The 24,364-nt window shown below is 58.0% G+C and carries 16 protein-coding genes; 3 read left to right on the plus strand and 13 right to left on the minus strand.

Annotated elements, in window-relative coordinates; all coding sequences use genetic code 11:
* Positions 1 to 53: 53 nt before the first annotated feature.
* Positions 54 to 2,402, minus strand: coding sequence for a hypothetical protein (locus M0G74_RS09740; protein WP_248216394.1), 2,349 nt, complete (start codon positions 2,400 to 2,402; stop codon positions 54 to 56).
* Here M0G74_RS09740 and M0G74_RS09745 point away from each other — a divergent pair.
* Positions 2,380 to 2,679, plus strand: a complete 300-nt coding sequence (locus M0G74_RS09745; RefSeq protein WP_248216395.1) for a hypothetical protein — start codon at positions 2,380 to 2,382, stop codon at positions 2,677 to 2,679. The two genes, M0G74_RS09740 and M0G74_RS09745, sit on opposite strands and share 23 nt — an antisense overlap.
* 206 nt (positions 2,680 to 2,885) lie before the next feature.
* Here M0G74_RS09745 and M0G74_RS09750 read toward each other — a convergent pair whose 3' ends face one another.
* The 7 genes from M0G74_RS09750 to M0G74_RS09780 form a co-directional block, all read right to left on the minus strand.
* Positions 2,886 to 4,106, minus strand: coding sequence for an ABC transporter permease (locus tag M0G74_RS09750; RefSeq protein WP_248216396.1), 1,221 nt, complete (start codon positions 4,104 to 4,106; stop codon positions 2,886 to 2,888).
* Positions 4,093 to 4,809, minus strand: coding sequence for an ABC transporter ATP-binding protein (locus tag M0G74_RS09755; protein ID WP_248216397.1), 717 nt, complete (start codon positions 4,807 to 4,809; stop codon positions 4,093 to 4,095). The genes M0G74_RS09750 and M0G74_RS09755 overlap by 14 nt, the downstream gene beginning before the upstream one ends.
* A complete protein-coding gene (locus tag M0G74_RS09760) occupies positions 4,806 to 6,299 on the minus strand; it encodes an efflux RND transporter periplasmic adaptor subunit (protein ID WP_248216398.1) in 1,494 nt (497 codons plus the stop codon). Before M0G74_RS09760 ends, M0G74_RS09755 begins: the two co-directional genes overlap by 4 nt.
* Positions 6,300 to 6,344: 45 nt before the next feature.
* Positions 6,345 to 7,754: an efflux transporter outer membrane subunit gene (locus M0G74_RS09765; RefSeq protein WP_248216399.1), complete on the minus strand. Its 1,410-nt coding sequence runs from the start codon at positions 7,752 to 7,754 to the stop codon at positions 6,345 to 6,347.
* Between the two features lie 103 nt (positions 7,755 to 7,857).
* Positions 7,858 to 8,799 (minus strand): MaoC/PaaZ C-terminal domain-containing protein, encoded by a 942-nt coding sequence (locus M0G74_RS09770; RefSeq protein WP_248216400.1) that lies wholly within the window; start codon positions 8,797 to 8,799, stop codon positions 7,858 to 7,860.
* Between the two features lie 168 nt (positions 8,800 to 8,967).
* Complete coding sequence (locus M0G74_RS09775) at positions 8,968 to 11,148, minus strand: prolyl oligopeptidase family serine peptidase (RefSeq protein ID WP_248216401.1); 2,181 nt, start codon at positions 11,146 to 11,148, stop codon at positions 8,968 to 8,970.
* Between the two features lie 178 nt (positions 11,149 to 11,326).
* The gene (locus M0G74_RS09780) at positions 11,327 to 12,700 is read right to left on the minus strand and encodes an SLC13 family permease (RefSeq protein WP_248216402.1); all 1,374 of its coding nucleotides are present in this window, start codon (positions 12,698 to 12,700) and stop codon (positions 11,327 to 11,329) included.
* Between the two features lie 252 nt (positions 12,701 to 12,952).
* Here M0G74_RS09780 and M0G74_RS09785 point away from each other — a divergent pair, with 252 nt between their 5' ends.
* On the plus strand, positions 12,953 to 14,293 hold the full coding sequence (locus M0G74_RS09785) for a Na+/H+ antiporter NhaC family protein (RefSeq protein ID WP_248216403.1): 1,341 nt from the start codon (positions 12,953 to 12,955) through the stop codon (positions 14,291 to 14,293).
* Positions 14,294 to 14,297: 4 nt separating this feature from the next.
* On the opposite strand, the gene M0G74_RS09790 is transcribed toward M0G74_RS09785, so the two are convergent.
* Positions 14,298 to 14,996, minus strand: a complete 699-nt coding sequence (locus M0G74_RS09790; protein ID WP_248216404.1) for an alpha/beta hydrolase — start codon at positions 14,994 to 14,996, stop codon at positions 14,298 to 14,300.
* 22 nt (positions 14,997 to 15,018) lie between these two features.
* Complete coding sequence (locus M0G74_RS09795; RefSeq protein WP_248216405.1) at positions 15,019 to 16,530, minus strand: hypothetical protein; 1,512 nt, start codon at positions 16,528 to 16,530, stop codon at positions 15,019 to 15,021.
* Between the two features lie 413 nt (positions 16,531 to 16,943).
* Between M0G74_RS09795 and M0G74_RS09800 the strand changes: the two genes are divergently transcribed.
* On the plus strand, positions 16,944 to 17,825 hold the full coding sequence (locus M0G74_RS09800; protein ID WP_248216406.1) for a M90 family metallopeptidase: 882 nt from the start codon (positions 16,944 to 16,946) through the stop codon (positions 17,823 to 17,825).
* On the opposite strand, the gene M0G74_RS09805 is transcribed toward M0G74_RS09800, so the two are convergent.
* Genes M0G74_RS09805 through M0G74_RS09815 form a run of 3 tightly spaced genes read right to left on the minus strand, consistent with a single transcriptional unit; the run spans position 17,716 to position 24,246 of the window.
* Entirely contained in the window at positions 17,716 to 18,381 is a 666-nt protein-coding gene (locus M0G74_RS09805; RefSeq protein WP_248216407.1) for a nucleotidyltransferase family protein, read from the minus strand. The genes M0G74_RS09800 and M0G74_RS09805 overlap by 110 nt on opposite strands.
* Before the next feature lie 47 nt (positions 18,382 to 18,428).
* Positions 18,429 to 22,421, minus strand: a complete 3,993-nt coding sequence (locus M0G74_RS09810; protein ID WP_248216408.1) for a translocation/assembly module TamB — start codon at positions 22,419 to 22,421, stop codon at positions 18,429 to 18,431.
* A 1-nt stretch (position 22,422) separates the two neighbouring features.
* Positions 22,423 to 24,246, minus strand: a complete 1,824-nt coding sequence (locus M0G74_RS09815) for a BamA/TamA family outer membrane protein (protein WP_248216409.1) — start codon at positions 24,244 to 24,246, stop codon at positions 22,423 to 22,425.
* Positions 24,247 to 24,364 lie beyond the last annotated feature (118 nt).

Here is a 24,364-nt window from a genome sequence, read left to right on the forward strand (position 1 = left end):
GATACACACAAAAAAAGAGGCCGCAATTGCGGCCTCTTTTTTTGGCAGAATCATTATTTAGAAATGATCACATGCTTACCACTTTCGAAGTCCAGCTGCATCAGCTGATTGAACGTCGTACCTAGCAGTTGCTGCTTGCTGGTCAGTACCATATTAAATACCGGTGCATTGTGCTTCACTTCTGCAGCGCAGGCATCGGCATTCATATCGATCTTTGCCATCACGCTACCAGCCACCCACATATAACCCCGCTCGAAATCCAGTTTCAGGCTCGTGGCAGCTTCGAACTCAGGGTTGAGTGCATTGTTGATGGGCGCAGTAGTGCAGTTTTGCAAAAGCCCCGTGGTTTCACCGGTTGCCATATCGTAGCTATACAGGCCATCTGCCGCCTGCATCAGGATATACAACAAGCCCTTTTCGGTATCCAGCTCAACATCCATGGGTACATCAAAAAGTTCTTCAGACTGTACCAGTGCATCTAACGCCCCGGTTGCCAGATCCACCGACCAGACCCCGTTCAATTCGGCATCGGTTACCAGCAGCTGTTTATTGACAGTATCCAGTGTCGCGCCGACAAAGCTAAAAATACCTGCGCCACAGTCATAGCCGGAAGGCGTTCCCTCTACGAGTTTCGACCAGCTGCCATCGGCAGGATTGATACTGAAAATAGTATTGGGGAACACCGCATAAAGACGATTATTGGCGGAATCCAGCAGCAGGTCCTGAGCCGTGTGATTACATTCAAAGTCGAAACCGGTCACCACAGTGCGGTCGCCACTTTCCAAATCGACTTCAATCAGATACTCCGCCGCATTACCGCCATCATCCAGCAGATACGCTTTATTTGCCGTCTCATCCAGCGCGACACCGCGGGGAGCTACCATCCGTTTGCCACTACCCACGCCATTGCCGGCAAATTCGGAGCGTGCTCCGGATTCAGTATCAATCGCCATCACATATTCGAAGCTGGAATCTGCCACCAGGATACGGCTATTGGCTTCATCCAGCCCTACCGAGCGAACCTGGGCAATGTTGTACAACGCCTCCTCTGATTCCAGCGACAGTGTAGTTATCTCACCCGATGCAAGGTCACCTTTAACAATGCCTTCGTAGCCCGCCAAATAAGCAGTTGTATTCGCCGCATTCACCGCAATCCCGGCCAATAAAAGGTCGGAAACCGGCAAAAGGTCCGTTGCGGTGGCGCCATCAAGAGAAACCTTGCGCACACCATCGGCATTTTCATTACCCCAATAGTCACTAAACAGTAACAGCCCATCGGCCGCCAACGCGAAGCGATCAGACTTAATTACCTGGCCATCGGCGGTTTCGCCATCGATCACGGTGGTGATACTGTCACCGACAAAGTCGTAGCGCTGCACCACGGTTTTACTGAAGTCATAGCCGTCGACCGAGAAATATTTGAACAGCAAATACAGCGAGGCTTCATCCGCGGTCAGCTGTGCGCCATAGAGATGGACATACAGCCATTTGTCAGTGTCCAAATCCAGGTTCTGGAATTTGAGCTGGGTTTTTCCGCCGGAAGCCATGTCCACACTGGTCAACCTTAACCAATTGTCACTGAGCTGGCCGCAGAGCACACTGTTGCTGCTGGCGCGATAGGCCAGACCATCACAGTAACCCAGACCCGAGACACTGAGCGGGCTGTAACTCGCATCGTCCAACCCAAAGGCAATCAGCTGGTCGAGTGATGCCTGACCGAGCAAACGGCGATTCGTCGCGTCCACCACAAACCGGGTAGGCACTTTTCTCGAGATTACCTCGGCAACACTGGCGGATTCCTCAACGTTGCCCTGATCGTCTTCGGTGCTCACCACCAGCAGGGTACTGTCGGCATCTTCCAGAGGCAGGGTAACCTCCCAGGTTACTTCCGACTCGGCCTCTGCAGTGCTGTCCTCTTCCGTTACTTCACTTTCTGTTACTTCACTTTCCGTGCCGCTGTAGGAAGTGAATGCAGCAGGCGCCGAGCGATGAACTTCCAACGGAGAAACCTCGGAAGATAGGGGCAAAATATTTGCTTCAACCCCATTCACCTTGATTGATGTAATGCCGTTCTTATCCGAGGCGACGCCCTTGACCAGAACACTGCCTTCCTCAGTGCGGGAGACTTTCCAGGGGAAGAGGATACTTGCCACAGGTGCTTCTGCATCCGCCCCCGCATCCGCGATCTTGAAGCTAGCACTGACGATACAGTCACCAGCAATCGCGCCGGTTTCATACTGATCCTCCTCCAGCGCACCGTCACAGCCGGAAACGGAATCAATCACATAGCCTTCGTCGGCTGTCAGGGTAAAGACGCCTGTAGCCCCACTGTCAACGAGCAGTTCTGTCGGCTCGATGCTGCCGCCCTCACCCACTTCGGTGGTCAGGGTAAATTGCACCACCGGGTTTTCACTGCCGCCGGATGAACTACTGGAAGAACTGCTGCCGGATGAGCTGCTGGAAGAGCTACCGCCAGAAGAACTGCTGGATGAGGAACTGCTCGACGAACTGCTGGATGACGAACTGGAAGAAGAACTGCTGGACGAGCTGCTACTGGAAGAACTACTGCTGGAGGACCCAGCGCTATCACCTCCGCCACCGCCACCGCAGGCAGTAACAATCACGCTCGACAGCAAAATTGCACTAAATTTAACCAGCTTCATGAATCCCCCGAACTAACTTATTTTTTTGTTAACGGGCGATTATGTGTAGCCTCCTGCTGACTGGCAATTGCTGTATGAGGTGGTGATCAAAATTGGGACCTTATTCCTGGATCCCAAACCTGGTTCACAAAAAATTCCAGGTGACCAGAAGGTTCCCTCGCCAAAGTACATTTTTCAGCCAGCTAGTCCCGACACGGGAAAGATAACTAGCCCCCCTCGTTCTCATTCGTGACGCAATGCATCAATCGGATCCAGCTGCGCGGCTCGCCTCGCCGGCATATAACCGAACAGCACACCGATGCCCGCAGAGAACAGGAACGAAATCAGGTTGATCGCCACATCAAAGTGATAGGGCAAGCCCATGAGTGCCGCCAGCGAGACAGAGGCAATGGTTGCCAGCACAATGCCCATCAATCCCCCCAGGGCCGCCAGCACTACCGCTTCAATCAGGAACTGCAGCAGCACTTCTCGCTCCAGGGCGCCGATGGCGAGGCGGATGCCGATTTCCCGGGTACGCTCGGTTACCGACACCAGCATGATATTCATGATACCGATACCGCCCACCAGCAAGCTCACCGAGGCCACCGCGCCCAGCAGGCCGGTGAGCACCTGCGTGGTACCGGAGAGGGCATCGGCAATCTGCCGGGTATCCAGCACGTTGAAATCATTGTCCTCGTTATCTGCCAGGCGCCGGCGTTCGCGCATCAACTGCGTCAGTTGCTCTTTTACACTGTCGATGTTCTCTGCATTTTCTACCGAGACCATGATGTCGGAAATACTGCGGCGGCTGCCAGCCAGACGACGCTGTACTGCCCCGAGCGGCATGATGATCTTGTCATCCTGGTCACCCATGGCCGACTGCCCTTTGGATTGGAGCACACCGATAATTTCGCAGGAAAAATTCTTCACCCGCAGCACATCGCCCACGGGCATATACTCGGTACCGAACAGCTCTCGACGAATGGTTTCGCCGATTACACACAGGGTGGAACCAGCACTCGCTTCCTGCGCGTTAAAAAAGCGTCCGTTCGCCAGCTCCCAGTTGGCCGCAATAAAATACTCACTGGTGGAGCCCACCACTTCGGTATTCCAGTTTTTGGAATAGGCCACTACGGTGGTGCCCACTTCAATTTCCGGTGCTACTGCAGCGATCCCCGGAATTCTCTCCTGTATCGCCTCAATATCACTCATACGAAATGGTGGCGGGCCGCTGGCACCGGCACTGCCGGGTGGGCCGCGGCGAAAACGGGCCTGGCGCAACATCAGCAAATTACTGCCGAGGCTCTCTACCTGCTGGCGCACCGACTCGGTGGCACCATTGCCCAGTGTCACCATGGTGATCACCGCGGACACACCGATGACAATGCCGAGCACGGTCAGGAAAGAACGCAGGATATTGCGGCGCACTTCGCGCACCGCCAGTAACAGGCTACTCCACAGCACTGGCAGGCTCCTTGGTTTCGCGGGCTTCATCGCGCGCGACTCGTCCATCCACAAAGTGCACCGTGCGGCGGGCGTAGGCCGCCATATCTTCCTCGTGGGTAACCATCAAAATAGTGATGCCGCTGTCGCGATTGAGTGACACCAGCAATTCCATGATTTCGTGACTGCGGCGGGTGTCCAGGTTGCCGGTGGGTTCGTCTGCCAGTAGCAGCGTGGGATTGGTGACGATGGCGCGGGCAATGGCTACCCGCTGCTGCTGGCCACCAGACAGCTCTGCCGGCGTGTGGTGTTCCCATCCCGCCAGGCCAACCTGAGCCAGTGCGCGCTTGGCCGCAGCCGCGCGCACCTCCGCGGGTTCACCGCGATACAGCAAAGGCAGCTCGACATTTTCCTGCGCCGAGGTCCGCGCCAGCAGGTTGAATCCCTGAAACACAAACCCGAGAAAATGCCGGCGCAGCAGCGCCCGTTCATTACGAGTCAGGTCCTCCACATTCACGTCGCGAAAGCGATAGCTGCCGGTGGTGGGAATATCCAGGCAGCCGATGATGTTCATCACCGTGGATTTGCCGGAACCACTGGGGCCCATTACCGCGACAAAATCCCCTTCTGCCACTTTCAGGTCAACGCCCTGTAGCGCCTGAAACGCGGCGCTGCCCTGGCCGTAGCGCTTGGTCACGCCGGAAAATTCCAGCAGCGCACTCATCCGCGCGCCCCCGCAATACCGGTCACTACCTGCATACCTTCCGTCAGGTCACCGCCAACAATTTCGGTATAACGGCTGTCGCTGATTCCAGCGCGCACCCGCATCGGCTTCAACTTGCCCTCTTCCAGCACCCAGATACGACGCGGCCCTTTCAGCGACGCCGCCGGGGATGCCGCACCGCGCTGGTTGCGGTTGCGGGGCCCAAATCGTGGGCGCGAATGCATCAGCTGTGAAAGAAAACCGCCGCTTTGATTACTGCGGTTTGCACTCGGCCCGCCACTCGCTCCAGGACCTCGATCACCACGCCCCTCACCCGTGCCACCGGAACGCATACCCGGCCCCATGCCTTCCGGCCGCTCGCCACGGGGACGGCGCTCCATACCCTCGGGCATTTCCGGCATCAGTTCCGCCGGTGGCGTAAAACGCAGCGCCGCGTTCGGCACTAGCAAGGCGTTTTCACGCGATTGGGTGGTTATGGTCGCGGTGGCGGTCATTCCCGGGCGCAGGGTCTGGTCCGGGTTTTCCACGGACAACAGGGTGGAATAGGAAACCACGTTATCGACAATACTCGAACCCAGGCTCACTCTGGTCACCGCCGCGGGGTATTCGCGCCCGGGCCAGGCATCCACGGTAAAGCGTGCGGTCAGCCCCTTGTCCATCTGTCCGATATCCGCCTCGTCCACGCTCACTTCCAGTTCCATTTTTGACAGGTCTTCTGCCAGGGTGAACAGGGTCGGTGCGGACAGAGAAGCCGCCACCGTCTGCCCTGGTTCCACCACCCGTGACAGCACCACGCCGTCGATGGGAGAAATGATGATGGCCTTGGCCAGGTTGGTTTCCGCGGTGGCAAGATCCGCTTGTGCAGATTCCACATTCGCTTCTGCTACAGCGAGATCAGCGCGCGCGCGGCGGTTGGCAGCTTCCGCAGACTCCAGCTCCGACTGCGCTGGCAGGCGGCCCTCGGTGGCTGCTTTCAAATCCTGCAGGCGCTTCAGGTTCTGAGCGGCTTCAATCTGCGAGGCCTCCGCCTGCTGGCGACGGGACTTGGCGGAATTGAACGCGGCCTTGCTCTTGCGCACCTGATCCTGCCACTGCACGGTAATCAGCCGCGCCAGCTCCTGGCCCTTTTTGACGTGATCGTTGTAGTCCACGGAAACCGTTTCTACGGTACCGGAAACCTCGGTGCCAATATCTACCTGATTCAACGGCTGCAGGTTGCCAGTGGCGGTGATGGTCACCTCGAGGTCCCCGCGATCAACTGTTGCGGTGGTGAATTGCGGCGCGCCTTTACCACCGGTAAAACCGCTCAGCGCCCAGCTCCCCAAGGCAAGGATCCCAACGGCAGCGGCGATCCAGGTTTTACGCGGAAAGCGGCTGGAAACGCCAGACTTACCCGCATTTTTTCCCTTGCCGTCCTGCCGGAACAGCCCGGACATAAAGCCGCGACTGCCAGACTTGTCCAGCATCTCGCGCACGGATTCGTTGCTCATTGTTTTGTTCTCCATGATTCCTTATTCCCCCACTACAGGCCGCAGTTACCAGCTACCGCCGAGGGCACGGTAGAGACCAATGGCAGCAAGGGAGTTTTCCGCACGTACCTGCAATAAATTCTGCTCTGCACTCAGCACCTGGCGCTGCGCGTCCAGCACCGTCTGGAAGTTCACCGCCCCTACCTGGTAGCGGGAAAAGGCAAGTTCCTGGGTGCTGCGGGCGAGATTGAGGTTTTCCGTCAATTGCGGAATGCGGCGTTCGCTGCTCTCCAGGGTGACAAAGGCGTCGGCGACTTCGGCCAGGGCGGCGAGCAAGGTTTTCTGGTAGCTGTTAACCGCCTGGTCGTACTGGGCGTCGCGTACCGTGACCTGCTGTTTGAGGCGGCCGCCATTGAACAGAGGCACACTGAGGGAGCCCAGTAGCGAGCGCGCCATGCTGGCAGAGTCGAACAGGCCTGCGGCGTCCAGACTGCTGAAATTCAGCCCGCCGCCCAGACGGAAACTGGGGTAGCGCGCAGCCTCGGCGGCATCGCGACGGAAACCGGCGGCGGTGACATTGTGTTCCGCCGCGCGCAGATCCGGGCGGCGGCGCACCAGATCCGCGGCGATATCCTGATCCGCGCCGATCAGGGGTTCCGCGGTATAGGGCACACCGGCGGGTAATTGCAGGCGGGCGTTGAGGGCTTCCGGCGCTTCACCGGACAAAATCGCCAGTGCGTGCATGGACTGGCTGACGCTGCGCTCCTGTTCTGGCATTTGTGCCAACAGCTGGCCGAGACTCAGGCGCGACTGGTTCAGTTCCAGTTCGCTGTCGAGCCCCACCTGATAGCGCGCTTCGATCAATTCTGCGGTTTCCCGCTGCGCGGCAAGATTGCGTTGCAGGATATCCGCCAGGGCCTGGGCGCGACGCAGGTTGATGTAACTGGTGGCCACCTCTGCAGCCAGGGAAATCTGTACGTCCTGCAGGTTGGCCGTGGTCGCCTGAACATCCTCTTCAGCGGCACGGGCACTGGCGCGGTTGCCGCCAAAAATATCCAGCTCCCAGCCCGCGGAGAGACCGGCACCATAACTGCTGCGATCGTCGTTGCGCGCCGCCGAACTGCTGCCACTCAACTCAGGCTTCAGCGACGCTCCGGCGATCGCGCCCTGCGCGCGCACGGCCCGCAGCGAGGCCTGGGCGCTGCGCATATCCGGGTTGGCCTGCAGCGCCTCGGCAATCAGATCCACCATCAGTGGATCGTCAAACCGCTGCCACCAGTCCGGCGCAATTGCGGAGGTCTCAGCGGAGGTCTCAGCGGAGGTCTCAGCGGGGGCCTCAGCGGGGGAAGGTACGCTGCTATCGGCAGCGCCACTGCTGCCGGCAGCAAATACCGGCGCCACGCACAAGGCCGTGCCGGTCGTAAGAATCACCACCAGAGATAGTAGTGCACGGGAGCGGGTCGTTTTTTTATTCACGGCGTAATGAGAGTCATTCTTGGAATGACCATAGAATGCCGCAGGCCGTGTTAAAAGCCTCGTTAAGAAGGGTTAACTTTCGGTAATCGGGATTAACCGAAAATCAGTCGTGCGCTATCTGGCCGGACAGATGCACCCGCTTGCCCGCGCCGCTACTGACGGCAAATCCGGTGACATCGTCACCAGTTGCCCACTGGAAATGCACCTCTGCGGGCAGAAATACCGGCTTGATGAACTTCACATCCAGAGCGAACTGATCCGGTAATTTTCCGGCATAGGTGCCCTGCTCCAGCGCGGCTAGGCAGCGCGCCTTGGTCCACATGCCGTGCGCAATGGCGCGGGGAAAACCGAATATTTTTGCGGTGGGCGCGCTCAGGTGAATGGGATTACGGTCGCCGGAAATACGTCCATAGCGCCGACCAGTATCTGCAGGCACCAGCCACTTTTCCGCGGTATCCATATTGAAATCCAACGCGCGATTGACACCCTTCACCTCTACAGCTGGACGCGCTTTCTTTCCGTCCGGATGCTTAACCCGACTCAGCAAGGTGCTGATACATTCCCAAACAAGTGCCTCTCCAACATGCACCCGGGTCACCAGCTCAAACTCGTATCCTCGCTTGACGGGAACCGGGGCACCCAGTTCACAACGGATATCCAGGCGTTCGCTTTCCCGCATTGGACGGTGCTGCACTATGCGATTGCGTGTATGCACCACGCCCAGCACCGGGAAGGGGAAAGCCTCGGACACCAGTAGTTTCAACTGTAAAGGCATCGCCAGTACAAAAGGGTAAGTCGCCGGCACCTGGTGGCCAGGGGCGAAACCACAGACGTCGCGGTAACCATTCAAGTGCTGGGGATCGATGGCCTGATCGCACAGACTGACGCTGGCAAGCACCGACTCCTGTGCGGGTCCCGGGCAGCCGGATTTGCGGGCCGTAAGGGCGCGAAAATAGAGCGGCAGTATCGCCGGGCGCGAATCGAGTTCAATCTGTAACGGCATAGGCTTCTGTGCTGCACCAGAGGCAGTGGCAATCCTGAGCATGGGTAATAATAGGCTCCGCATAATAATTCGAATGGCGACAAGCAGGTAGCCCCGCATCCCGGAGAATTCTCCATGCCAATGATGCCGATAAAATGACAAAACCCGGCGATTGCCGGGTTTTGTTGGAACGTATCCAAAGTGCCAGATCTGTACCAGATCTGTATCCGATTAGCTCTGCGGCAATTCGGTAATTCCCATGTTGTACAGGGTGAAACCGAAAATATCCGCGTACTGCTCGATGGTCTTGGACACCGGCGTACCTGCACCGTGGCCCGCATTGGTTTCAATACGGATCAGGGTCGGTGCGGCGCCCTGCTGTTTGGACTGCAGCTCGGCCGCAAACTTGAAGGAGTGCGCCGGTACCACACGATCGTCGTGATCGGCTGTAGTGACCAGGGTTGCCGGATAGTTCACGCCCACTTTGACGTTATGTACCGGCGAATAGCCCTTGAGGTACTCGAACATCTCCTCGCTCTGCTCGGCGGTGCCATAGTCGTAGGCCCAGCCCGCACCGGCCGTGAAGGTGTGGTAGCGCAGCATGTCCATCACACCAACCGCCGGCAGCGCCACCTTCACCAGATCCGGGCGCTGGGTCATCACCGCGCCCACCAGCAGACCGCCGTTGGAACCGCCGCGGATGGCCAGGTAATCACTGGAGGTGTAGCCCTGTTCCGTCAGGTACTCGCCGGCGGCGATAAAGTCGTCGAACACATTCTGCTTCTGCAGTTTGGTCCCGGCATCGTGCCAGCTTTTACCGTACTCGCCGCCACCGCGCAGGTTGGGCACTGCGTAAACGCCACCCAGCTCCAGCCATACCGCATTAGCAATACTGAAAGAAGGCGTCAGGCTGATATTGAAGCCACCGTAGCCATAGAGAATGGTCGGGTTTTTACCGTTCAGCTTCAGGCCTTTTTTGTAGGTGATCATCATTGGCACCTTGGTGCCATCCTTGGAGGTGTAGAACACCTGCTTGGACTCGTAACCCGCCGGATCAAACTCCGCACCGGACTCACGATACACACTGGATTCACCCTTTTTCACATCGAATGCGAAAATGGTGGAAGGCGTTTTGTAGTTGGTGAAGGAATAGTACAAGGTTTCATCGTCGTACTTGCCGCCGAGTGATGAAGCACTGCCCGGACCTGGCAACGCAATTTCACGCACGCGTTTGCCCTGGTAATCGTACTGATACACCTTGGACAGGGCATCGACCATATACTCCGCGAAGATATAGCCACCACCGGTGGACACGGTGAGCACGTTTTCCGTTTCCGGGATAAAGTCCTGCCAGTTTTCCGGGGTCGGCTTGGCCGCGTCCACGGTAACCACTTTCTTGTTCGGCGCATCGCGGTTGGTCGCGAGGAACAGCTTGCTGCCCTGGGTATCGATCACGCTGGTATCGGAATCGAAATCGGTCAGTACTGGTACCAGCGGTGCATCCGCTTTGGTGAGATCCTGAATAAAGAGGTCGTTACCGGAAGTCGAGGTTGCGCCGGAAATCACCAGGAAGCGATCGTCTTCGGTCACATAACCGGAAACGTAGCGGCGTTTCTCTTCCGCAGTGCCACCAAAAATCAGCTGGTCTTCAGACTGCGCCTGGCCCAACTTGTGGTAATAGAGTTTGTGCTGATCGGTCTTGGCAGAGAGCTCACTGCCTTCCGGCTTGTCGTAGCTGGAATAGTAGAAGCCCTCGTTTCCTTTCCAGGAAATACCGGAAAACTTAACGTCGACCAGCGGTTCTTCGAGTATTTCTTTGGTCTCGGCATTGATAATGAAGATCTTGCGCCAGTCGCTGCCACCTTCAGAAATGGAGTAAGCCGCAATGGAACCATCTTTGGAAAACTTCAGGCTCGCCAGTGAGGTAGTGCCATCTTCACTGAAGTTATTCGGATCCAGGAAAATCTCGGCTTCTCCCTCTCCTTTCTTGCGCCAGACGACGTACTGGTTCTGCAGGCCATCGTTGCGATAGAAGTAGGTGTAGTCACCCTCTTTGAAAGGAGAACCGACTTTTTCGTAGTTCCACAGGGCTTCCAGGCGCTGCTTCAGGGTATCGCGGTAACCGATCTGGTCCAGATAATTGAAGGTGACCTTGTTCTGGGCTTTCACCCAGGCTTCCGTTTCCGCGCTGCGATCATCTTCGAGCCAGCGGTAAGGGTCGGCAATCTCGGTACCGAAGTAGGTATCTACCACGGAATCTTTGCGGGTCTGCGGATAGGTCAGCGCCGCGGCTTGTTGCGATACCGCGGGTTTCACCGTCTCGGCTTCACTCATGGACTTGGTCGTCTCCGGGGATTCTCCCGAGCAGGCCGCCAGTACGCTGGCCACTGCGAGCAGGGATATTTTCTTCATTATTGGGTTGCCTCCGGCTTGAATGGAAACCCCATAGGAAACCCAATTCAGCGGAGCAGATCAAGGAATAGCGCCCCGCCACAACAGAGAGAAGCATTCGGTGGACACTGGCGCAATTTGCAATATATTTGACCGAAAAATAGCAACTTAAAAGATCATTAATCTGCCAGATACCTAACTACACCAGCATCACCCAGCAGACGGCGGCAATAACGAGAGAAGCCAGCACGCTGAGTACCGCCCCCTCTCGTACCATCTCCTGAATTCGCACTTTACCGGTACCGTAGGCAATCGCATTGGGCGCGGTCGCTACGGGCAGCATAAAGGCGCAACTTGCACACATGGCCGCCGGGATCATTAGCACCATGGGGTCGAAGCCGGCACTGGTCGCGACAACGGCCAGAATCGGCATCAGCAGAGTGGCCGTCGCGGTATTGCTGGTAATTTCGGTGAGAAACGTAACGGACAGGCACAGCAGTACCAGCATCACCCACAGGGGCATCGCGGTCAGGAACGTCAGCGCCTGCCCCATCATGTCGCTGAGACCGGATTCCACAAACCCCTTGGCGATGGCGATACCACCGGCAAACAGCAATAACATGCCCCAGGGAATGCTTTCTGCCGTGGGCCAGTCCAGCAATCGCCCGCCCTTGCCATTGGGCACCATAAACATCAGTACTACCGCCGCCAGCGCAACCGTACTGTCACCGGCGCCCGGCACGTTCAACCACTGGCTCCAGCCACCAAAGGGCTCATTGCGAGTCACCCAGAACACAATCGCCAGCCCAAAGACTGCCAGGGTCCTGACCTCTTCTGGGCGCCAGTCACCCACGGCCGGTGATTCCAATGGCTTCTGCAGCTGGATACTGCGCGTCAGCCACAACGCCATTAATGGCAGGGTAAGCAAAACCACAGGCAGACCGATCTTCATCCAGCTCAGGAAGCTGAACTCGCGCCCGGTGACCTCTTCATAAATACCCATGAAAATCACGTTGGGCGGAGTACCCAATGGGCTGCCCACGCCGCCGAGACTGGCGGCATAGGCGATCCCCAAAATCAACGCAATGGTCAGGCGATGGTTATCCGCCCGAGAAAGAATTGCGAGAGCAATGGGCAGCATCATCAGTGTCGTCGCGGTGTTGGAGATCCACATACTGAGCAGCCCCGCCGCAAGCATGAACCCCAGAACCAGCCGGCGCCCGCTGGAAACACCCACCAGCTTTAGCATGTAGAGCGCAAGCCGCTCGTGCGCGCCGCTTTTTTCCAACGCCTTGGAAAGCATGAACGCCCCCATCAACAGCAGAATCACATGACTACCCAGGGAGGACGCCACCAGCTTGTGGTCCCCCACTCCGAAAAGCGGTAGCAATACAAAGGGGACAATGGAGGTTGCGGGAATGGGCAGCGCTTCGGTAATCCACCAGATTACGGTCAACAACGTAATTGCGGCAGTCACCGCCGGCAGGTAGGCCATCCCCAGATGACTAAGCAGCCCGTAAAACAGCAATGACAACAATGGTCCCACAACAATAAAGGAACGCCGGTTCAACATTTATTTTTATTCTCCACACTCATGACTGCGCCCGATGATAGGCGGCCGTGACGAATTTTCATAATACCTGCAACTATTCGGCCATTTTCCAGCCACTTCCCAACCATATTGCGGATATAACGACGACATCCCCGATGCGCACAACAAATTATTAGCCAGTGTTACCTATACTCTTTAGAATCCGCGCCCTTCAAAATTTGCCGGCGTTTGCTGTCGGCAGCTGAAAGCGAATTGTACGGTCCAGTAGTATCCATGGCACAACAATCCCCTGCGCCCTCAGCGCGCGCCCTTCTCCCCCTGCTTTTGTTTCTCTCGCTCTTTGTAGGCGCTGGCCTGTGGTATCAAACCCAGGGCAAAGACATGGCCTTTTACCAGGTATCGGCTCCGGTCGCGATTCTGCCCGCCATCGCCCTGGCTATTCTACTTGCCCATGGCCCACTCAGCCGGCGCATCGATACCTTCATTCACGGGGTTGGGGATCCGACCATCATCACCATGGTGATGATCTACCTGCTCGCGGGCGCCTTCGCCAGTGTCGCCAAGGCCGTTGGCGGCGTGGATGCGACAGTCAATCTCGGCCTTAGCCTGATACCTCCGACGCTGGTATTACCCGGACTGTTTTTGATCACTGCCTTTGTGGCAACCGCAATGGGTACTTCCATGGGCACCATCGCCGCTATCGCCCCCATCACGGTGGGCCTCAGCGAGGCGACGGAATTACCGATGCTACTCACCATCGGCACCGTGGTGGGTGGGGCCATGTTCGGCGACAACCTGTCGATCATTTCCGACACCACCATCGCGGCCACCCGCACCCAGGGAGTAAAAATGCGGGACAAGTTCCGCATGAACCTGCTCATCGCCCTGCCCGCCGCTGTCATTGCGTTGATCTGGCTGTATTTCTCCGGCACTACCGCACAGGTCAGCGCGCCCGGCGACTACGAGCTGATTCGGGTGCTGCCCTATATCGTGGTGCTAGTGTTGGCGGTGAGCGGCGTGAATGTTTTGCTGGTGCTGTTTATCGGCATTCTTCTCGCCGGCGCGATCGGGCTGGGCCTGCAGCCGGACTACGCCATCGCAGACCTGTCCAAGGATATTTATGCGGGCTACACCGGCATGCAGGAGATTCTGATTCTGTCGCTGATGATCGGCGGCCTCGGCGCCCTGATGCGCGCCGGTGGCGGACTGGCGTGGCTGGGGCAGCAGATTGACCGCATCAGCCAGATCGGTAGCCGCGGCCGGCCCGGGCGCAAAACCGGCGAGCTGGGGATCAGCACCGCGGTAGCGCTGACCAATGTCTGCACAGCCAACAATACCGTTGCGATCCTGCTTACCGGGCAACTGGCCAAAGATATGGCGGAGCGTTACGGCGTAGACCCGCGGCGCAGCGCCAGCCTGCTGGATATTTACTCCTGCACAGTCCAGGGACTGCTGCCTTACGGCGCACAGATTCTATTGGCATCGTCCCTGGCAAAAGTTTCGCCGCTGGCTTTGGCGGGCAGTATCCACTACTGCTGGTTGCTGGGGATCAGTGCGCTGATTTCTATTGTCACCGGACTGTTTAGTGGAAAAGCAACCGCGGTCAAAAGCTAATTCGCTATCGGAGCTGCTCCAGCCAGCACACAATGGATTCCGCAAGCGCCTGCGGCTGCTCTAACGGGATCATGTGGCCGCAGTCTTCAATCAGCCGCAGCTCGGCATTGGGAATCGCCGCCGCCAGTTCTTCTGCTTCTTCCAGTGAGCGCAAGGCATCGTTTGGACTCGCGATCACCAGCGTCGGGCAGGCTATGGTCGAAGCCGGGACCTGGGAGCGATCCAGAGCCGATTGCGTCGCCAGCGCCCGATACCCCAATCGGCGGCTCATCTCCTTGATATAAGCCACCAGCGCCTTATCCGCCGCGTTTTCCGGGTGCAGCGAATGGGCAATGGTGCTATTGCTCAGGCCCCGGAACCTCTCCGGGGTCAACGCCTCTACCGCCTGCATTTTCGTTTTCTTCTGCTGTGCGGTGTCTTCGCGAAGCGAGCTGGCGACAAGGATCAGCGCTTCCACCCGCTCCGGATAATCCGCAGCCAGCTGTCTGGCGATATAGCCACCGAGTGAGAAACCGATCAGGACAAACCGCTGCGGAAGATTTTCGGCAATTTGGTGAGCCATATCGCGAATGGTCGGCCCGTCGCCGAGGGAGGCATCAGCGATGGACCAGTCTTCCGGGAGGTAATTTTTGAAATCATTCCAGAGCGTCGCATCCAGCATAAAGCCGGGAATCAGAGCGACCGGGGGTGAGGCGGAATGCACAAGACTCTCCATTTAGTAAAAATTAGGTACAAGCCAGAGAGGTTGACTCTGCTAACCGCTGGCGCAGCAAAATGTGTCGTTCTTCCCAATCAATTTTGGGTGCACCCTGTGCATCCCGGGCTTTGAAATCCCAGCACAGCACTTCTGCACTGACACCGTCATCTACCGAAGTAAATCGCACGGTTACGAAATTGTTATTGCTGATTTCGCCCTGTCTTTCGTTGCGCGTGCTACCGGAATGCCGGTAGCGCACTTGTGCACGAATGTCGTCGGTGGGTCGATGCGGAAAATGTCCCGGCTCCTGATCGGGCACCGCCGCAGCGCTGGGCAGGCAGGACAACGGCGACGATACGACCTCCACCACCTGTTTGCCGTTCAGTTCAAACTGCGCCAATCGGCTGAAATGCACATCCCCCGCCAGCACCAACACATCCTGAGTGCAGGCATTCAGTGCACGTACCAGGTCCTGGTATTGGCCAGTGTCAGCGAGAGAGTGATCGCCGAACCCCAGTGCCACTTTCAAGGCTTTGCCGCGCCCGGGAGTCTGGAATTGCCAGCGGGTGAGAATGGGGGCCGGCAGAACCAGAACCCCGGGCGTCCGAAGCCCCTCCAGCCACTGCTGCATACGGGTAAACGTTTTGTTGTCGGTAAAGCGGCCATCCCGACCAGGTTCCCGCTGCAGTCGGGTGTCCAGTACAAAGAAGCTGAGATCCGAACCAATATCAAACTGACTGGAGGGCTGCCCCTGGGGCAACTGATAGGCATCGAACAGGCTACGCGCAGTATCCTTCCAAATATCGCGCACTTTGCGCGACCAGAGCACTGGTAAAAAGCCCGGAGGATTGGGGTAATCATTCCAGAACTCGTGATCACCCGCGAGGAAATAGTGATTACCGCTCGCCAGCAAGCGACGCAGCCCGCCGCGCCAGGTCGCACGATATTCCTTGCTGAAAATGCCATTCAAAGTGCGGCGAATTCGCCTGCGGGAGCGCAGCGCCATCAGCGAGAAGTTGCGGGTACTGAAACCGGGTACCAGGGTGAAACCGGTATTGGAAAACGCGGTATCCAGGTAGACCTGATCCCCGCCGAGAAAAGAAACATCCGGGCGATGTGTTTGCGGCAACGCATCCAGTGCTTCTGCCATCGCACCGTGATCCCCGTGGCGATAAAAACAGGTGCCATACCAGACATTGAAGCCGTCACCCAAGCCGTTCGGCTGCCCGCGAAGATCCGCCTCGGCCAATTTGATTGGGCGGGTATTACCGTTCGAATCGGTACCCATTTGCCAAAGTGAGAGCCGGTAGCGACAAGCCGGCAGGGTTGGAATGGATATCACCCCATAGCGGAGCCCCGATACCCGCTGCCCCAATGTAACCGGGATATCACGGCAGATGGACTCGTGCGCGGGCAGGTCGCCACCATTACCGAGTAGCGGCTCACAGCGCAGCCAAAGCCTCTCGGGTAACGATTCAACAAATGCTCCCAGCCACACCTGCGCGCGACGCGCACCATCGAATCCGTGTGGTACAAGCATAAAATCGCTGTCACAAACCGCGCCCGGCGCCACCGGTTTACTGAGCCCGGTGCTCGTCCTGTGTGTTTCGTCTGCGCCAAATTGCCGCGTCGCTGCCGATGTATCCATACCCCACCCCTATTCCCAAAAACTATCCCAAAAACTATCCCAAAAACTAACCCAAAAACTAACCCAAAAACGGCCGAAAATAGTTCAGCCACAGTCATTTTTATTGAGTCCCACCTGACGGGCGCGGCGAATATGGTCGCAGAATCTGACTCGACGTCAACATTGGCACTACACTGGGCGACCTCGAGTCTCTACCATGCAAAACTAAAAGTCCGGCAGTGTCAGGCAAAATCGTGTAATCGTGATATCGCGGCATGTAAGCAAACCCTGAAAGCAAACCCTGTTAGCAAACAAGGAATATCGTATTGAAGACTTTTCTCGCCGTGATCCTGCTCGCGGTTCTGGTTTGGGTAGTGCCTATTTTGTGGCAACGCTGGCGACGGCAGTATTTGCGCAGCCGCCAGCTGACCGCGGAACAGTACTCCATCCTTAAATCCCGGCTGGCGCTCTATTCCTATCTGCCTAAGGAGCAGCAACAGGTGCTGGCACAGAACATCAGCCTGTTTCTGCGGGATAAGGAGTTTGTCGGCTGCAATGGGCAGGTCATTACCGAAGAGATCCGGGTGGTAATTGCCGCTCACGCCTGCCTGCTGCTGTTACAACGGGTCAACAATTGCTATCCCGACCTGCAAACGGTGCTGGTCTACCCCGATGCCTATGTCGCGCAGGAAACCCGCCACCAGGGGCATGTGCAATCCACGCACCTGAGCGCCCGTGCGGGCGAGGCCCATTACCGCGGTCCGGTGGTACTTTCCTGGGACGACCTTCGACAGGGGCTTGCCCATCCCGAGCAGGGGCACAATGTGGCGATTCACGAATTTGCGCACAAGCTGGATGAAGAGGACGGCTATGTGGACGGACGACCACCATTTGAAAACAGTGCGGATGGGAAGAATTGGGCTCCGGTGATGCGGGAGGCATTTGCGGAGTTGCGGCAGAGGATTCACGCCCTGCATGGTGAAACAGCGAGTTCACCAGCTACAGACGCGCTGTCAGTAGAGAAGCCCTCGGTTCTGGATACCTACGGTGCCCAGTCCCCGGCAGAGTTTTTTGCGGTGGCGACGGAGGCCTATTTTGTTATTCCAACGGCGATGGAAGCGGCTCACCCGGTACTGTATCGGGAGATGCAAAAATTTTACCGAACAGATCCTGCCGCACTGCTGCGTGGAAGTCGTCCGGGCGGTTGATGTCGCAATTGATCGCGGGGTCCGCCACTTCAACATCGATGACCGCATCGCTGTAGATACGCAGCACCTTTTCCACCCCGGTTCTGCGCAGGCGCGAGAGCGCTGACAGGAAACGCCGCCCTATGGCGATCGGGTAACCGCGGGTTCCGGCACAGACGGGCACACAGATGCGATCTTCTTCCGCGGACTGCAGTAGGGTCACCAGTGTTTCAGGTTCGACAAAAGGCATATCCCCCAGGCAGACCAGCACCGCTTTGGGATTGGCCCCCTGTCGCTGCATCTGTTCCACGGACGATGCCAGGCTGGCGCCAATTCCTACCGGCCAGACCGGTGCGTGCAGAACTTGTACGGGAAAATTGCTAAGACCGTTGCCGATGACCGGATCACGGGCGCGCAATACTACTTGGACCTGGGTATCTTCAAGACTGGACGCGGCTTCCAGGGCGGTCTGGAGTGTGCGCAGCAACATGGGTTCGCCCTGGATACTGGCCAGGCGTTTATCGCTGCCAAATCGATGAGAGTAACCGGCGGCCAGAATCACAATTGAATATTCCATTTCGATTGCTCCCATCATTTTTAATAGTGTTCAGTTTTTATAGTCGGTCAATAATCCTTCTTCCACTGCAATTCGACACTTCCGCCGCCGCTTTCGTTGTTCTCAGACGATTTGATATCCAGGCGCAAATTTTTACGTAACTCTATCTGCATCTCCGCCTGCCAGGGGTTCAGAGGGTCTGTACTACGCTGCAGCTCCAGGTAGATACGGCTGGTGATGTATTTCCCCAGGCTGAGAGAATATTGGTCTCCTTCATCGGTGGCCTCAGACTCAAAGTCCAGAGTATCCAGCCCGACCAGGTCACGGGTGCTGGCCAGCGGATCAAACCCGGTATTGCCGGTTTGCAGGGTGCGTACCACGCTGACCAGGCGCACCGCCTGTAACGGGGAAATATCCGTCAGGGATTTGCCGAACAACAGCTGGGCGAAAATTTCATCCTGGGCGGCGGCGGGGTTGGAACTGAACTCGATTTTTGGGTCGTCGGTCGTGCCGGAAATCTCCGCGGTAATCTCCCCCTCGGCATAGGTGTGCACCCCCTTCACGTAGATGGCCGCTACGTTGTTCTCGAACTGCACCTGCCCGTCCTGCAGGTCGAACTTTTTACCCAACAGGTCGAATTTGCCACGCACGATGGTCAGGGTTCCGGAGGCCTGGGGATCGGCTGCGGTGCCGGCAATCTCCACCTTGCCCTTGAGCTCTGAATCGAGCCCGAGCCCGCGCACGTAAGATTGCTGATCCAGTACGACTTCCAGCGCCAGGCGAATATGTTCCATCAATGGCGGTCCCATATCCCGCTCACCGCTGTCCATCTCCACCTCTATCACGTCGATTTCCGGCACGCTGCTACCGATAAAATGCTCGACCTGTACCGCCAGTGGTCGCAGGTTGAGCGAGCCGGCAAGCAGGGCGTCGTCGGTGGTACCAGTAAGACGAATTTCACCGCTGAAGGCTCCCTTGGCGCCAGGCATATTCAACAGGTGCGCCTTCTTCGCGGTAAGAGAAAAGTTCAGGCTGGGCGGCTGCGGCGCGTTGAAGGTAACCGCGCCTTCAAGGTCCACCCGCCCGCGATCACTATCCCTGGCACTCGCTTCCACGATACGCCAGGCATCTGGCGTCAATTCCCCCACAAACACCACTTTGCGCAAACGGGTGTTACTGGGGCGGTGCTCGTAGTAACCCTCTTGCAACTGGATCTTGCCGCGGGCGTTGGGTGCGACACTGGTGCCATCGGCTCGCAGATTGAAATCCAGGCGCCCGCGCATGGTGTGAATTTCCGGGTCGAAGAATGCACCCAGCGCCGCCAGATCCGCGGTGCCGGTCGCATCCAGATCCACCGGCATCGGCGGCAGCTCCTCCCCTTCTGGTTTTTCCCGGAATAGCTGCTCCAGAATGGGGGCGATCGCCAAAGTTGCCCGGGCATCCGCCGCACTGCGGCTACCGTGGCTGGCATCCAGATTGGCCTCCAAACTGCCAGCGCGGGTTTGCCACTCGAGCAACAACGTCAGCGGAGATTGCACCAGTGCATCGTCGCGCAGCGCCGGGGCCCGGCCCAGAACTTTCAGCTCCCCGGCCAGGTCAGGTTCCCGGGGCGTTCCCTTGGCGGTCGCCCACAGACTGAGCTCGCCACTGTCACTGATATCGGCGTTGATCCACTCCTCAAAGTCCGCCAGTACCGCTTGCGCCCGCACCTCCAGATCCAGCGCCTGTTCACTCAGGCTGCCGTCGGCGGTCAGCTGGTTGCGGTTGGCCCACAACAGTTTGACTTCCGACAGCATCACTTGCGCACTGCCGTAACTCACGTCGCCCTGCACGTGCCAGGGTTCGCCGCGGAATTCGCCGCTACCCAGGATATTGGCACTGGCTTGCGGCGATTTGAACGGGCCGGAGAATTGGCCGTCGATACTGATTTCCCCCATCAGCGACGGTGGCAGTGACACCCCGGCAAGTGTTGCCATGCGGATGGGAATATTGCGCGCGGCGATACTGCCATTGGCGCGCTGTGCCTTTGGTTCAACCACACCATTCAGTTCCAACCAGGCGTTGCCGCGCTCGCGGGCCTGCTCGGCGTCGAGCGCCAGGGCTCCGGTTCCAGCCACGCGTTCGCGGGACTGCGCCAGCGGGTAATCCTGGCCGGGATCAACGACTTCATCGGGAACCAGTGAGCGGTCCCCCTCTGGCGCCGCCTCGGCTGCGGCTGCGGTACCGGTGTACAGATCCAGCCGCAGGCGATCGAAAGTCAGTTGTTCGGCGTTTCCGGCGGCGCCACCACGCAGGCGATAGCGGTACTCGCGGTAGCGACCGTCCGAAGACAGGCGCGCGGACATTTTCGGGTTATCCCACGGCCCCTTGACCGAAACCACCGCATCCAGATCTACCGTGGTGCCGGGATCCACCGGTACACCGAACTGCTCCGGCTCGAATCCCCGCGCGGCGACATCCAGTTGAAACTGCAGGGCTTTGCCCTCGATATTGATTTCGCCGCTACCACCAACTCTCAGGTTCTCCCCCTCGAGCAGCAGATGGCTGATGGCAAACCTCTTCAGGTCACCCGCAGCCTGCCCTTCGAGCCGGGTTTCCAGTTCCTGGTATTGCACATCACTGGCCAGCTGTACGGTCAGCTTCGGATTAGCCCAGGGGCCAGCCGCAGTAACCTGCAACCGCTCAATGGTGCCATCCAGCTCTGCGGGTATCTCCACTTCCCGGGTTTCTTCCAGGGCGGCGAGTATTTTTCGGATTTCCGCCAGCGACAGCTGTTCCACAAGCCCTTTGAGGTCAATGGACTCACCACCGATATCCACACTGCCGCTGACATCCAGCTGTGTGTCGGCCAGTTTCAAACGCGCGGTGCGGATATGAATATCATCGGCGAGCGTTTCCACTTCCCCGGTAAGGTGAAGTGGTTGCTGCTGGTAGCTGGACCGCAGTTCCAGGCTACCGTTGGCACTGGGCTGTTTCAGTGGCCCCTGGATATCCAGATCCGCCGACAGCCAACCACCCTGCAGGTAGTCCTGCCAGGGCTGGGAAATGGCGAGCGGCAGTTTATTCAGCTGCAGCTGCAATGCCATTTCCTCGCCATTGATATTGCCGCTGACGGTGTTGCGGCTATCGTCCACCGTCAGCACCAGGTCGTCCGTTGCCACGGACCAGGGAGACAGCACCACATCCGTACGGCCGCTGAGACCGAAGCTATGGTGCACCAGTGGCAGGGTGAATCGCTCAATCGCAAGGTGTAACTGGTTCTCGCCAGTCAGTTTGACCAACAGCTGGCCATCTGCATCCAGGCGCTCGCCTTCAGGTAACTGCAGCATCTTGCCGAGGAAGCCACCGGGCTGCTCATCGGCAGAGAGGGTCAGCCGGTAATTGTCCTGATCCAGCATGCTGCCATCCAGCTGTATGCGCAGCTGCTTGCCCTGCACTTCTGCGACCTTCAGCGACAATTCCGATTCCCGGTCCGGCCAGCGGTAGCTGCCGTGCCCATTGACCGATACCTGAGGAAAGCCGTTCAGTCCCTGGTCGATTACCGTAAGTTGGCCAACAGATAAACGCTCAACCCAAATGGCCGGCATGGTGGCATCGTCGACTTCTTCCGCGGCATCTTCCACTTCTTCTTCGGTTACATGCGCCTGGAGGTATTCCCCCAGCACGGTGTTATCAAACAGCAGCGAATCGGCACTCAGCTCAGGCATATGGATCTGATTGCGCCACAGGCGCTGCAAATCCACATGGACAGTGAGCTTGCGCGCTTCTGCCAGGGGCTGCTCCTTGTAGCGCACCCGCAACAACTCGAAATACCAGCGCCCGAGTTCGGGACTGCGCAGCCCTTCCGCGGTGATGTCCAGATCCGGCAAATAATACCGGGCAATGGAAAGTCCACCGCGGGTCAAGGCCTCGCGGCCGCCCTCGGACCCCAGCAGAAAAATTGCCAGTAACAATGGCAACAGCAGGATTACGGCGTACAGGGCCAGGCGAGGCGCACGGAGCCGGCGCTTGCGAGGCCCGGTATTCGGATGAGAAGGGTTGGCTGGTGACTCACGCTGCATATCAGAACGCCTGCCCCAGGCTCACATAAATCTGATAGGCGCTGTCATTGACGTCTTCGCGCCTTTCCAGCGGGAAACCGATATCGAACCGCACCGGGGCAAAGGAGGTGATATAGCGCACCCCGAAACCTGCCCCCCAGTACAAGTCGTCAAAACTGGGTTGCGGGTCGGCGTAGGCGTTGCCGCCATCCACAAAGAGGACACCGCCCCAGGATTCGGTAAACCGGAAACGTCCCTCAAAAGAAATTTCACTCAAGCCGCGCCCGCCGATGGGGTCCGACAGGGTGGGCGGCTCACCGGCAACCGTCGACGGAATCAGGCGTCGGGGCCCGAGTGCCTGATAAGCATAACCACGCACAGAACCGCCACCGCCGGCGTAATATCGCTCGTCCGCAGGAATTTCCAGGTTGTCTGCACCGCTGATCACACCCGCTTTGATACGCAGCGCCAGGGTCGGGTCGAAACGAACCTCATCGAAGGTATGGTAACCGGTCATTACCAGGGTATTTTTGGTGAACTGGGTGCCACTGCTGCGCAGGTCAAAGTACGGCTTCACTTCCATCGCAACGGTCGCGCCGCGCCGGGCATCCAGCAGGTTGTCGGTGGTATCGATCTTGATGCCGAGGGGAAAGGACAACAGGTTATAGTTTTCACTCTCCTCGCCCTCTTCCTGCACCTTACTGAACTTCAGCTCACTGCCGACACTGAATGTCCGGTGCTTGGTGTGGTGCCGGGAAATGATGCCACCAACGGTCACCGAGTCCGCATCGTAGGCGTCGCGCTCTTCATTGGAGGCTTCCGCTGTGGCGGAAAATTCCTGATCATCGCGGAAGAATCTCGGCACCCGCAGTTCGCCCTTCAGGGACTGCTTGGCCTCGTAAACCCGAGTCTCGACTTCGATTTTTTCGCCACGACCGAGAATATTGCGGTGCTCCCAGCCTGCGGCAATACCGCCGCCATCATCGGAGGTGTAACCGACCCCGAGGCGGATGGTGCGATGCTTGCGTTCGATGACCGTGAAGGTGATATCGACAATACCCGACTCAGGATCCGACACTTCGGCGTTGGCGCCGGCAATCAGGTTGGTGCGCAACAGTCGCAGCTTGGCCGCGTCCAACTTGCTGCGGTTAAAGCAGTCCCCGGGCTGTATTTTCAGTCGCTTGCGCAGAAAGTCTTCATCCACCGTCGACAGGCCCTGCACGTGGACCTGCCCGATGTGCACTTCAGGGCTGTTCGCGACCCGGTATTCCAGCTTGGCCGCCTGCTCGCTGTGAATGACCGTTGCCTGGTAATCCACATCGACATTCAGCAGGCAGGCGTTGTCCGCCAGGTAGCTTTCAATGCGCTTGACGCCCTCGGTGACCTTCTCGGCCTCCAACGGATCTCCGACCTTCAGCCCCACGCCGGGAAAGCCACCTTTCACCCGCGGCGGCATATTCACATCCAGTGCCTTGATGCGATAAACAGGGCCGGGCACCACCCTGTATTCGATCTCGCCATCGGTAACCGACTGACGCACCCGGCCGTCGTAGTAACCGCGAGAACGGAGCAGTTTCTCCAGAGTGCCGCGCTCATAGCGGGCAACATCGAGAGGATCGTCGTAGGACTTCAACACACTGCTGGATTTACGCTGTTCACCGAGCTTGTCCCGCAGCCAATTCTGCAGTTCCTTGTTTTCGGAGACTCGCACTTTGAACTTGGGCAGTTTGTCAAAAAACGGCAGCGCGAAGCCGGATTGCGGCCACAGCAGCACGGGCGCTGCCAGCAATGCGACGATAAGTAAGGAGAAAAATTTTGCTCTGGGAGCGAAACGAGAATCGTGCAAGACCAAAATCCGTTTGCCAATCTTCACTACTGCGATGCTGAACATCGGTGAAAGTTGCCGGGGGAGTGTGAACTTTACCCGTCTTTACACCCAACACTTAAAAACGGTGCTCTGCCCT

Source organism: Microbulbifer sp. CAU 1566 (genome assembly GCF_023156515.1).
Taxonomy (GTDB): Bacteria; Pseudomonadota; Gammaproteobacteria; order Pseudomonadales; family Cellvibrionaceae; genus Microbulbifer.